The sequence below is a fragment of the Streptomyces sp. NPDC005551 genome, assembly GCF_042871785.1.
In the GTDB taxonomy this organism is placed as follows: Bacteria; Actinomycetota; Actinomycetes; order Streptomycetales; family Streptomycetaceae; genus Streptomyces.
In genome coordinates, this window is sequence record NZ_JBIAJE010000002.1 from 924971 (window position 1) to 937003 (window position 12033).

Below are 12033 nucleotides of genomic sequence, written 5' to 3' on the forward strand. Positions count from 1 at the left end.
TCGACCGCCCGCACCGCCCTCCCGGAGAAGGCCTCCCGGCTACCCGGGGCCTCCCGGCTACCCGGGATAGATGGGCGCCGTCCCCTCCTTGACCACCTTCTGCCACTGCGAGGCCGCCGACTGGCGCACGATCCCGTCCACCGAGTACGCCACCAGCGGCAGCCGCTCGTCCTCGGACGCGGCGATCTCCTTCACGCCGGTGAGCGCCGACGGGGGCGTACGGGGCGGAGTGGAACCGTCGACCTGGACGTACTGCATCTGCTGCACACCGCCCGACTCACGGCCGACCACGACCAGTTGGCTGTCCGCGGCCCACGACATGGCCGTGACCTCCTCCAGCTGCGGGCTCGCGGAGCGCAGTTCGAGGATGGAGACGCCGGGCCGCCCACCGCTCCCGCTCTCGCGCTCGATCCGCCCGATCTGCAGGGACGTCCTGCCGTCCTTCTCCACGATCAGGGCGATCCGCACCCCGTCGGCGGCCACCCGCACCGCCTTGATACGGCCGTCGAGCTGCGGCGTCCTGACCGTGACCGGGTCGCCCGCGCCCTTCTCCAGCAGCAGCAGCCGGGAGTTCTCCGGGTCGCGGTCGGCCACCCACAGGTCACCCGAACCGTCCCAGCTGGGCCTCGTCAGCCGCTCGTCCTCGGTCTTGCCCCGGCTGCGCAGCACCGCCGGGCCGAGCGAACTGCCCGACACCAGCGACCCCACGTAGAGCGAACGCCCGTCGAGGGAAACCCCGGCCGCGCTGTCCTCACCGCGTGAGACCGCGGCGGTACGCAGTGCCTTGCCGCCCTCGCCCAGCGCCCCGGGCACCGGTTCGGGATCCTTGCCGCTGCCGGTGGCCAGCAGCCGCACCAGCCGCTGCTTCTCGTCGATGAAGTACTGGTACTCGGGCGGCTTTCCCGCGCCGTGCGAGGCGACGGTCCCCGACCTGTCCTGGCCGAGCACGCACAGCTGCGAGCCGTCGGAGCGCTCGAGCTTCACCTCCTCCACCCCGGTGGGGGTCAGATCCTTGAGCGTGAGGAGGAGTTGGGCCGCCATCCTGGTGCACTGGGACTGCCCGACGTGGTCCGCCTTCGCGTTCAGCGGCACCGTGAGCCTGTTCTGGTCGTCGGGTGCCAGCGAACCGACACCGCTCCTGAGAGCCGTGCGCGAGGGGAAGCTCGACCTCACCACCGGATCCAGCCAGCGTGTGGGCCCCCTCAGGAGTGCCCGGACCGTCTCGGTCATCGGGTCGACCTCCTTGCGCACGTAGATCGGGTCGGCGACGGCTCCCGGCCGCCCGCCCGAGCCGGTGGGCACGGTCGAGGCGAAGTAGTACTTGTTCACGGACAGGTAGTTGCGCTGGAAGTCGGACTTGCCCATCAGCACGCCCTGCGGCAGCCCGTCGATGCGCCACTGCCTGTCCTTCTGCTGCGTGAGGTACACCGACTTCTTGTACGCGCCGTCGTCGGGCGCGTACGCGTGCTGCGCGTCCACGGTGGCGACCTTGAGCCCGGACAGCGTGTAGACGTAGTCGTCGCCGCTCTCCCGGTCCCCGTGCTGCGGCACGGTGTTCGGCCCGTCCGCGAGCACGGTCGTGGACTCGTACGGCTTCCACTTCCGCCGGGCGCCCTCGGTCAGGTACTTGCGAGCCGTCTCGTACTGCGGGTCGTCACTGGTCAGCGCCTCCAGGAAGCCCTGCACGATCTCCTCCGGCCGGGCGTCCTCCCGCGGCGGCATCGCGAACACCCGCACCTGCGCCTCCTGCCGCGGCGTCGACTCCACGTCGCGCAGATCCCCGCCGTCCGGCATCGAGGCGCACCCCGCGAGCAGTACGGCACCACAGCCGACGTACACCCCGAGACGCACCGGGCGCCGGCGGCCTCCCCCCTCAGCGCCCACGAAATGCCTTCCCTTCCTTCGCCTCGTCCGTCCTGCCGCCCCCGTCGGACGGCCGCTGCGCGCCGTCCCCGGGCGCCGCCGCGGGCGGCGGATCGTCCTGCCGCCGGGCGGGCTGGGCGGGCCGCGGCACCACGCGTGCCCCGTTGCCGGGCAGTGCCGTCGGGTCCGCCGTGGGGGGCGCGCCGGCCGGCCGGGCCGCCATGGGCACCCGCGCCGCCGCGTGCTCGCCGGACGGCTGGACGGGGACCGTGGCGAGCTTGCCACCGCCGGCGTGCGGCAGACCGGCGTCGTGGAGTCCTCGGTTGCGCCGGGAGTCCTTGGGTTCCAGGGGTATCGGCGATCCCCTCAGCGGTTCGTCCGCCGTCCGCGGCAGCGTCAGCCGGAACTGCGAACCGCCGCCCGGCTCGCCCCACGCCTGGAGCCAGCCGCCGTGCAGCCGCGCGTCCTCCAGGGCGATGGACAGGCCGAGCCCGGTACCGCCGGTGGTCCGCGCGCGTGCCGGGTCGGCCCGCCAGAAACGGCTGAAGACGCGGGTCGCCTCACCGGGCTTGAGGCCCACGCCGTAGTCACGGACCGCGATGGCGACCGCCCCGCCCGCCACGGCGAGCCTGACCACGACGTCCTTGCCGTCGCCGTGCTCCACGGCGTTGACGACGAGATTGCGCAGCACCCGCTCCACGCGCCGGGCGTCCGCCTCCGCGACCACGGGCTGCTGGTCGCCGACGACGCGTATGCGCGTGCCCTTCCGCTCGGCGAGCGGCTCGGCCCCGCTGATGACTCTGCGGACGACTTCCCGCAGGTCTATCGGCTCGGCCTCCAGGGCCGCCGCTCCGGCGTCGAAGCGGCTGATCTCCAGCAGATCCGCCAGGAGCGTCTCGAACCGGTCCAGCTGGTCGGCGAGCAGCTCGGCCGACCTGGCGGTCATCGGATCGAAGTCCACGCGCGCGTCGTGGATGACGTCGGCGGCCATCCGCACGGTCGTCAGCGGCGTACGCAGCTCGTGCGACACGTCGGACACGAACCGCCGCTGCATCCGGGACAGGTCCTCCAGCTGCTGGATCTTCAGCTGCAGGCTCTGCGCCATCTTGTTGAACGCCTCGCCGAGCCGGGCGATGTCGTCCTCGCCGGTGACCTTCATCCGCTCCTGCAGGCGGCCGGCGGAGAGCCGCTCGGCGATGCCCGCCGCCATCCGTACCGGCGTGACCACCTGGCGCACCACGAGCCAGGCGATGGCGCCGAGCAGCACCACGACGAACAGCCCGGCGGTCGCGAGCGTCCCCTTGACCAGGCTCAGCGACTTCTCCTCCTGCGTCAGCGGGAAGAGGTAGTACAGCTGGTACGGGTTGCCCTTGGGGTCGTTGACCTGCTTGCCGATGACCAGCGCCGGCTGGGACTCCTTCTCGTCCGTGTAGACGACACGGGTGTAGCTCTGGGCGGCGGCCGTGCTGGTGTCGACGCGGCGCCGCAGGTCCTCGGGCACACTGGCCGCCGGGTCGACGTTGCCGGAGGCACGCGGGCCGCGCCCGCCGCTCTCGTCGCCGACCGGGGCGGACGTGCTGAGCGTCACCACGTCGAAGGCGCCCTGCCCGCCGCTGGACAGCGACCAGACCAGGTCGCTCATCCACTGGGGGCTGACGCTCTGCGGCGATCGGCCCTCCGTGTCCGAACCGCCGTCGCCGCTCGAAGCCGCGGCCGTGTCCGCCTTCTGCTTGGCCACGGCGAACCCGCCGGTGGCCTGACTCTGCGAGGCCCTCACCTTGGCGTCCAGCAAGCCGTTGCGCACCTGCCCGATGACGACGAAGCCGAGCAGCAGCACCACACCGAGCGACATCAACAGGGTCGTCACGACGATCTTGAGCTGGATGTTGCGCCGCCACAGCCGCATGACGGGCAGCAGCGGGCGGCGCACCCAGCGCGTGAACAGCCGCAGGACCGGGCTGCCCTGGACTCCGCCCTGGAGCAGCCCGCCCGGGACGAAGCGTCCCCAGCGGGAGCCCGTCATCGTCCGACCGACAGGCCGCTCCGCGCGAGCCCCCGGCTGCCCGGGCGCCGAAGCGGCACTGTCCCTGGACATGTCAGCTCGGTCCGGCCTTGTAACCGACACCACGTACGGTCACCACGATCTCCGGCCGCTCCGGGTCCTTCTCGACCTTGGAGCGAAGCCGCTGGACATGGACATTGACCAGGCGGGTGTCCGCCGCGTGCCGGTAGCCCCACACCTGCTCCAGGAGCACCTCACGCGTGAACACCTGCCACGGCTTGCGGGCCAGCGCCACCAGCAGATCGAACTCAAGCGGCGTCAGTGCGATGGACTGCCCCTCCCGCTTCACAGAGTGACCGGCGACGTCGATGACCAGATCACCGATGGTGAGCTGCTCGGGCGCCGGCTCCTCGGACCGCCGCAGCCGCGCCCTGATCCGCGCCACCAGCTCCTTTGGCTTGAACGGCTTCACGATGTAGTCGTCGGCGCCCGACTCGAGGCCGACCACGACGTCGACGGTGTCGCTCTTCGCCGTGAGCATCACGATCGGCACCCCGGACTCCGCCCTGATCAGGCGGCACACCTCGATACCGTCCCGTCCGGGCAGCATCAGGTCCAGGAGCACCAGATCGGGCTTGCTCTCACGGAAAGCGGCCAGCGCCTTGTCGCCGTCGGCTACGAAAGACGGCTCAAAACCTTCACCACGCAACACAATGCCGAGCATCTCGGCCAGTGCGGTGTCGTCATCGACGACAAGGACTCGTCCCTTCATAAACGACATCATCCCATTAGCTAATCGTTACTTGGCGTGACCTGGCACACAGCTCGGCTAGCGCCTCCGCCGTGACGGGCGACACGGCGCCCTCTTCGGTGACGATCGCCGTCACCAACTCGTGCGGCGTCACATCGAATGCCGGGTTGTACGCCTGGGTGCCCAGGGGTGCCACCGGTATCCCGCCTCCCGCTCCCACTCCCGCCACCGGCACCTGAGGTGCTGTGATCTCCGTCACTTCATGACCGCCCCGCTGCTCGACCTCGATGGAAGCGCCGTCGGGAGTGCCCGGATCCACCGTCGTCACCGGCGCCACCACGATGAACGGCACGTGGTGGTAGCGGGCCAGCACGGCGAGCGGATAGCTCCCCACCTTGTTCGCCACCGAACCGTCGGCGGCGATCCGGTCGGCACCGACGAGCACCGCGTCCACCTCTCCCGCGGCGAACAGGGAGCCCGCCGCACTGTCCGTGAGCAAGGTGTACGCCATTCCGTTGCGCGCCGCCTCGTACGCGGTCAGCCTCGCACCCTGCAGCAAAGGCCGCGTCTCGTCCACCCACAGCCGCCGCAGCCGCCCCACCCGGTGTGCCGCCAGGGCCACCGCGAACGCCGTGCCCTCCCCGCCGGACACCAGCGCTCCGGTGTTGCAGTGGGTCAGGATCCGGTGGCCGCCGCCCGGCAGCAGCTCATCCAGCAGGGCCAGGCCGTGCTCCGCCATACGTGCGCTGGCCTGGGCGTCCTCCCGGTGGAGGGCCCGCGCCGCGGTGAGCGCCGCCGCGGCGGCCTGCCCCTGGCCGCCACCGCCGGCGAGCGCGGCGCGGTACGCGGCCAGGGCCCTGTTCACCCCGACGGCGAGGTTCACCGCGGTCGGCCGGGCGCCGGCCAGCTCCACGGCGGCGTCCTCCACCTCGAAGCCGCGCACGGCGGCGAGCGCGACCCCGTACGCCCCGGCGATGCCGAGCAGCGGCGCCCCGCGCACCGCGAGCGTGCGGATCGCCTCCACCAGCGCGGGGGCGTCCGTGCACACCAGCTCGACCTCCTCGGCCGGCAGCCGCGTCTGGTCGAGGAGAACCAGTACGGGGCCTTCGGGTGGTTCCTCCCAGCGGATCGCCGGTATCTCCGTGGGCCGGTTGTCTTCGCGGACCTGCGCGTACTGATCAGCCATCCGCTCAGTCTGCCCCGTACCGGGCGGACAATTGAAGGTGTGCAGCCCGGACGACCCCCGGTCCCCGGACACGCACGCCGTGGCACGATGGCTGCCAACCTGCCGCCGCGCCCGCGGAAGGGCACCGTGAAGGAGCGACGATGAACGACACTCCGGGCTGGGCCTCGCCCGGATCCGCCCCCTCCGACGGGCAGGAACCGGACCGCACCGGCCCTGCACAGCCCACGGACCCGCACGGCACGGACCCGGCCGACCCCCCGTCGAAGTGGTCCAAGGAGCAGCCCCCGCCCGGCCGGTGGACCGCTCCGGCCCCCCAGGCACCGCCGCAGGCCCCGCCGCCTCCGCCACAGCCCGGCCAGGGCTGGGGCGCCCCGCCGTCTGCGGGCCCCGGCGGCCCCGGCTACGGGGCACCCGGCTACGGGGCACCCGGCTACGGCGTCCCCGGGCCCGGGCCCGGCGCCGGTTACGGCGGACCCGGTTACGGCGGACCCGGTGGATACGCCGGACCCGGCGGCTGGGGAGGCAACTGGGGCGGCCCGCCGCCCGCGGCCAAGCCCGGCGTGATCCCGCTGCGCCCGCTCGGCGTCGGCGAGATCCTCGACGGCGCGGTCTCCACCATGCGCACGTACTGGCGCACGGTCCTCGGAATCTCCCTGACCGTCGCCGTCGTCACGGAGGTGATCGTCGTCCTGCTCCGGGGCCTGGTCCTGGACGACAGGGCCGGCTCCGACGTCCTCGACGACCCCAGCGCCACGGCAGGAGAGCTCGGCCGCGCCTTCGGCGACCTGATGCTGAGCTCCGGAGCCGTCGCTCTGGTCAGCATGATCGGCACCGTCTTCGCCACGGCCCTGCTCACGAGCGTGACCAGCCGTGCCGTACTCGGCAAGCCGGTGACCACGGCGGAGGCCTGGCGCGACGCCCGTCCCCGGCTGCCCAAGCTCTTCGGACTGGTCTTCCTGCTGATGCTGACCGGGGCCGCGATCCTCGCCGTAGGCGTGCTGCCCGGCGTCCTGGTCGCCGTCGCCGGATCCGCCGCGGGCGGTGCGGCGCTCGGCCTCATCGGCGGCTTCGGCGCGAGCCTCGTCGCGATCTGGGTACTGGTCCGCTTCTCGCTCGCCTCGCCCGCCCTGATGCTGGAGAAGCAGGGCGTCAGGAAGTCGCTGAAGCGCTCCGTGAAGCTGGTGCACGGCTCCTGGTGGCGCATCTTCGGCATCCAGCTGCTCGCCACCGTCATCGCCAACGTCGTGGCGTCGATCATCGTGATCCCGTTCGCCCTCGTCGCCGCCGCGCTGAGCGGCGACGGCATCGGCGCCTTCGTCAACGGCACCGGGGGCCTCGGCTGGACGTTCCTCGTCGTCAGCGGTGTCGGCGCGGTGATCGGATCCATGCTCACCCTCCCGATCAACGCCGGTGTGACGGTGCTGCTCTACATCGACCAGCGCATCCGCCGCGAGGCCCTCGACCTCGACCTGGCCCGCGCGGCCGGTGTCCAGGGCTACGGCGCAGGCACCACCGGCGCCATGCCGGGGAGCTGATGCGGTGAGCCTGGCGGGGGGATTCCTCACGGCGGGACCGGCGCTGCCCCGCGTCGCCGGAACGGCCCTGCGGTGGCTGTCGCACACCGGCGACACCGCCCTGCTCACGCTGCCGCACGCCGGGGCCGGGGGCCTGCTGTCCCTGGCCCGCTCCGGCGGCGAACCGCCGGTGACCACCGAGCGCGCCCCCGCCCGGGAGGCCGCCCGGCGCGAACTGTCCAAGCGGATGTACCACGAGAACGACCCCGGCCTCCTCCAGCGCGCACTGGACGCCTTCTGGGAGTGGCTGGGCAAGCTGCTCGGCGCCACCTCCGACGCCACCCCCGGGGGCGCGCTCGGCCTCGTCGTCATCGTGCTCGCAGTGCTGGCCGTGCTAGGCGCGCTGTGGTGGCGCCTCGGCACCCCGCGTCGCGCCCCCGCCTCGTCCGCCACGCTGTTCGACGACCGTCCCCGCAGCGCCGCCGAACACCGCGCGGCCGCCGAGGCACACGCCGCCCAGGGCCACTGGAACCAGGCCGTCCAGGAACGCATGCGCGCCGTCGTCCGCTCCCTGGAGGAACGCGCTTTGCTCGACCCCCGCCCCGGCCGCACCGCCGACGAGGCCGCCGCGGAGGCGGGCCGCACCCTGCCCTCGCACACGGACCGGCTGCGCACCGCCGCCCGGGACTTCGACGACGTCACATACGGCGGACGCGCGGCTTCCGAAGCGACGTACCGCAGGCTCGCGGACCTGGACAGCGACCTGGAACGCACCAGGCCCGTACTCGCGGCCGGCGCGGCCCACCGGGCCGGCCCGGGAGCCGCCCGGTGAGCACCGAGGCCACGCTCCCGTCCACCTCGGCCTCGCCCACCGGCCGCCAGGTGTGGACCCGCTCGCGCGGCGTCCTGCTCGCCCTCGTGGCGCTCCTGGTGGCGGCCGTCGTGATCGCCGCGGTGCGCTCCGACGCCCGGCACGGCCGTCTCGACCCGCGCTCCGCCGACCCGAGCGGCAGCCGTGCCGTCGCCGAACTCCTCGCCAACCGCGGGGTGTCCACGCGTGTGGTCACGACCACCGACGCGGCCCGCGACGCCGCCGGCCCCGACACCACCCTGCTGGTGGCCGCCCCCGACCTGCTGACCTCCCGTCAGCAGACCCTGCTGCACACGGCGTCCGAGCACTCCGGCGGCCGCACGATCCTGCTCGCCCCCGGGTCGCCGTCCCTCGGCAGCCTCGTCCCCGGAGTCAGCGCCGACCCCGCGACCAGCTTCGACTCGACGCTCTCCCCCCACTGCGACCTGCCCGCCGCCCGCCGCGCGGGCACCGCGGACACCGGCGGCATCCGCTACCGCACCGACCTCGAAGCCGACTCCTGCTACCCCAGCGACGGCCTGCCCACCCTGCTGCGCGTCCCGGCGGCCTCCGGAGACGGCGACACCGTCCTGCTGGGCGCCCCCGACATCCTCTGCAACGACCGCCTCGACGAGCAGGGCAACGCCTCCCTCGCCCTGCAACTGCTCGGTTCCCGCCCCCATGTGGTGTGGTACCTCCCCTCCCTCTCGGACACCTCCGCCGACGACGAGGGCGAGCAGAGCTTCCTCGACCTGCTCCCCTCGGGCTGGCTCTGGGGCACACTGCAGCTCTTCGTCGCGGCATGCCTGGCCGCCCTGTGGCGAGCCCGCCGCCTCGGCCCCCTCGTCCCCGAGCGCCTTCCCGTCGCGGTCCGCGCCTCCGAGACCGTCGAAGGCCGCGCCCGCCTCTACCGCAAGGCCAACGCCCGTGACCGCGCGGCGGGCGCTCTGCGCTCCACCACCCGCACCCGCCTCGCCCCCCTCATCGGCGTCTCCCCGGCCCAGGCGCACGCGCCCGAGGCCCTGCTCCCTGCCCTGTCCGCCCACCTCTCGCACGACGGACAGACCCTGCACTCCCTGCTCTTCGGCCCGCCGCCCGGCGACGACGCGGCCCTCATCGCACTCGCCGACCAACTCGACGCCCTCGAAAGAGAGGTACGCCGTTCATGATGGACCCGACCACTGACAACGCCGGGTACACCGGGGACGCGGGCGCCGCCCGCGCCTCCCTGGAAGCCCTGCGTGCCGAGATCGCCAAAGCCGTGGTCGGCCAGGATCCCGCCGTGACCGGTCTCGTCGTCGCCCTCCTCTGCCGCGGACACGTACTCCTCGAAGGAGTCCCCGGAGTCGCCAAGACGCTGCTCGTCCGCGCCCTCGCATCGGCGCTCGAACTCGACACCAAGCGCGTGCAGTTCACTCCCGACCTGATGCCGAGCGACATCACCGGCTCCCTCGTCTTCGACGCCCGCACCGCCGAGTTCTCCTTCCAGCCCGGCCCGGTCTTCACGAACCTCCTCCTCGCGGACGAGATCAACCGCACCCCGCCCAAGACCCAGTCGTCCCTCCTCGAAGCGATGGAGGAACGCCAGGTCACGGTGGACGGCACCGCCCGCCCGCTCCCGGAACCGTTCCTGGTCGCCGCGACCCAGAACCCGGTCGAGTACGAGGGCACGTACCCCCTCCCCGAAGCCCAGCTGGACCGCTTCCTCCTCAAGCTGACGATCCCGCTGCCCTCCCGCGAGGACGAGATCAACGTCCTCACCAGGCACTCCGAGGGCTTCAACCCACGCGACCTGCGCGCCGCCGGCATACGGCCCGTGGCGGGACCGGCCGACCTCGAGGCAGCCCGCGACGCCGTCACGAAGACAGCCGTCTCCCCCGAGATCACCGGCTACGTGGTCGACATCTGCCGCGCCACCCGTGAATCGCCGTCACTCACCCTCGGCGTGTCCCCGCGAGGCGCGACGGCCCTCCTCGCCACGGCCCGCGCCTGGGCCTGGCTGACGTGCCGCGACTACGTCATCCCCGACGACGTGAAGGCACTCGCCCTGCCCACCCTGCGCCACCGGATCCAGCTGCGGCCCGAGGCCGAGATGGAAGGCGTGACGGCCGACTCCGTCATCAACGCGATCCTGGCCCACGTCCCCGTTCCCCGCTGATGGCTCTCACCGGACGTGCCGCGCTGATCGCGGCCCTCGGCTCGCTGCCCGTCGGCATCTGGGAACCCGGCTGGACGGGCATCCTCGCCGTGAACGCCCCTCTGGCCCTGGCGTGCGCCTGCGACTTCGCCCTGGCCGCCCCGGTGCGCCGGCTGGGCCTGGCGCGCTCCGGTGACACCTCGGTACGCCTCGGTGAGAGCGCCGAGGTCACCCTGACGGTCACCAACCCGTCCGGCCGTCCTCTGCGCGCCCGGCTGCGGGACGCCTGGCCGCCCAGCAGCTGGGAGCCCGGCACGGAGGTGGCCGCGTCCCGTCACCGCCTGACCGTCCCCGCGGGGGAACGCCGGCGCGTCACCACCCGGCTGCGCCCCACCCGGCGCGGCGACCGCCAGGCGGACCGCGTCACAGTCCGCTCGTTCGGTCCTCTCGGCCTCTTCTCCCGCCAGGGCAGCCACCGCGTTCCCTGGACGGTACGCGTCCTGCCCCCGTTCACCAGCAGGAAGCACCTGCCCTCCAGGCTGGCCCGCCTCCGCGAACTGGACGGCCGCACGAGCGTGCTGACGCGTGGTGAAGGCACGGAGTTCGACAGCCTTCGCGAGTACGTTCCCGGGGACGACACCCGTTCCATCGACTGGCGCGCCACGGCTCGGCAGACCACGGTCGCCGTCCGCACCTGGCGCCCCGAGCGCGACCGGCACATCCTGCTCGTCCTCGACACGGGCCGCACCTCGGCCGGCCGCGTCGGCGACGCCCCGAAGCTCGATGCCTCGATGGACGCGGCCCTCCTGCTGGCCGCCCTCGCCTCCCGGGCCGGCGACCGGGTGGACCTCCTGGCGTACGACCGCCGGGTACGTGCCCTGGTCCAGGGCCGCTCGGCAGTCGACGTCCTGCCTTCCCTGGTCAACGCGATGGCGACCGTGGAACCGGAACTCGTCGAGACCGATGCCCGCGGTCTGACCGCCATGGCACTCCGTACGGCTCCCCGCCGCTCCCTGATCGTCCTGCTGACGAGCCTCGACGCGGCCCCCGTCGAGGAGGGCCTGCTCCCTGTACTGTCCCGGCTCACCCGGCGTCATACGCTGCTGGTGGCCTCCGTGGCCGATCCGCACGTCGCGCGCATGGCGACCGCCAGGGGCACAACGAAAGCCGTGTACGAAGCAGCAGCCGCGGCACAGGCCCAAACGGAACGCCATCGCACGGCCGGACAGCTGCGTCGCCACGGCGTCACGGTCGTCGACGCCACTCCGGACGAACTGGCACCTGCTCTTGCCGACGCATACCTCGCCCTGAAAGCTGCCGGCCGCTTGTAGCCGGGGAACACAAAAAGGGGGGCCTCTCCGAAAGAGGCCCCCAGTGATGCAGCGGAACGACAAACGCAGAAAACCCCCGTACCGGTATCCCGGTACGGGGGTTTTCTCCAAAGATTGTTCGGCGGCGTCCTACTCTCCCACAGGGTCCCCCCTGCAGTACCATCGGCGCTGTAAGGCTTAGCTTCCGGGTTCGGAATGTAACCGGGCGTTTCCCTCACGCTATGACCACCGAAACACTATGAAACTGTCAACCGCACCGTACCCAGTGGCCCTGGGTACGGGGTTGTTCGTGGTTTCAGAACCAACACAGTGGACGCGAGCAACTGAGGACAAGCCCTCGGCCTATTAGTACCAGTCACCTCCACACCTTGCGGTGCTTCCAGATCTGGCCTATCAACC

At 72.6% G+C, this 12033-nt stretch carries 9 protein-coding genes and 1 rRNA gene; 5 read left to right on the top strand and 5 right to left on the bottom strand.

The window, feature by feature from the left end:
- Positions 1-57: 57 nt before the first annotated feature.
- The 4 genes from ACFYP4_RS08185 to mtnA are packed head-to-tail and all read right to left on the bottom strand — an operon-like array spanning position 58 to position 5802.
- Positions 58-1884, bottom strand: coding sequence for an LpqB family beta-propeller domain-containing protein (locus tag ACFYP4_RS08185; protein WP_358853681.1), 1827 nt, complete (start codon positions 1882-1884; stop codon positions 58-60).
- Positions 1874-3958, bottom strand: a complete 2085-nt coding sequence (gene mtrB, locus ACFYP4_RS08190; protein ID WP_358853680.1) for an MtrAB system histidine kinase MtrB — start codon at positions 3956-3958, stop codon at positions 1874-1876. The genes ACFYP4_RS08185 and mtrB overlap by 11 nt, the downstream gene beginning before the upstream one ends.
- 1 nt (position 3959) lies before the next feature.
- Entirely contained in the window at positions 3960-4649 is a 690-nt protein-coding gene (gene mtrA / locus ACFYP4_RS08195) for a two-component system response regulator MtrA (protein ID WP_199210776.1), read from the bottom strand.
- A 4-nt stretch (positions 4650-4653) separates the two neighbouring features.
- Positions 4654-5802 carry an S-methyl-5-thioribose-1-phosphate isomerase gene (gene mtnA / locus ACFYP4_RS08200; protein ID WP_388783788.1) on the bottom strand — a complete coding sequence of 383 codons (1149 nt, stop codon included), beginning with the start codon at positions 5800-5802 and terminating at the stop codon, positions 4654-4656.
- A gap of 140 nt (positions 5803-5942) precedes the next feature.
- On the opposite strand from mtnA, the gene ACFYP4_RS08205 reads away from it, so the two are divergent.
- Genes ACFYP4_RS08205 through ACFYP4_RS08225 form a run of 5 tightly spaced genes read left to right on the top strand, consistent with a single transcriptional unit; the run spans position 5943 to position 11634 of the window.
- Positions 5943-7337, top strand: coding sequence for a glycerophosphoryl diester phosphodiesterase membrane domain-containing protein (locus ACFYP4_RS08205; protein ID WP_388783791.1), 1395 nt, complete (start codon positions 5943-5945; stop codon positions 7335-7337).
- 4 nt (positions 7338-7341) lie between these two features.
- Positions 7342-8148, top strand: coding sequence for a DUF4129 domain-containing protein (locus ACFYP4_RS08210; RefSeq protein WP_358853677.1), 807 nt, complete (start codon positions 7342-7344; stop codon positions 8146-8148).
- Entirely contained in the window at positions 8145-9335 is a 1191-nt protein-coding gene (locus ACFYP4_RS08215) for a DUF4350 domain-containing protein (protein WP_388783794.1), read from the top strand. The genes ACFYP4_RS08210 and ACFYP4_RS08215 overlap by 4 nt, the downstream gene beginning before the upstream one ends.
- Positions 9335-10324: an AAA family ATPase gene (locus tag ACFYP4_RS08220; protein WP_388783872.1), complete on the top strand. Its 990-nt coding sequence runs from the start codon at positions 9335-9337 to the stop codon at positions 10322-10324. Before ACFYP4_RS08215 ends, ACFYP4_RS08220 begins: the two co-directional genes overlap by 1 nt.
- Complete coding sequence (locus ACFYP4_RS08225; protein ID WP_388783797.1) at positions 10324-11634, top strand: DUF58 domain-containing protein; 1311 nt, start codon at positions 10324-10326, stop codon at positions 11632-11634. The genes ACFYP4_RS08220 and ACFYP4_RS08225 overlap by 1 nt, the downstream gene beginning before the upstream one ends.
- A 116-nt stretch (positions 11635-11750) precedes the next feature.
- Here the strand turns inward: ACFYP4_RS08225 and rrf are convergent.
- A 5S ribosomal RNA gene (rrf, locus tag ACFYP4_RS08230) occupies positions 11751-11867 on the bottom strand.
- Between the last annotated feature and the right edge of the window lie 166 nt (positions 11868-12033).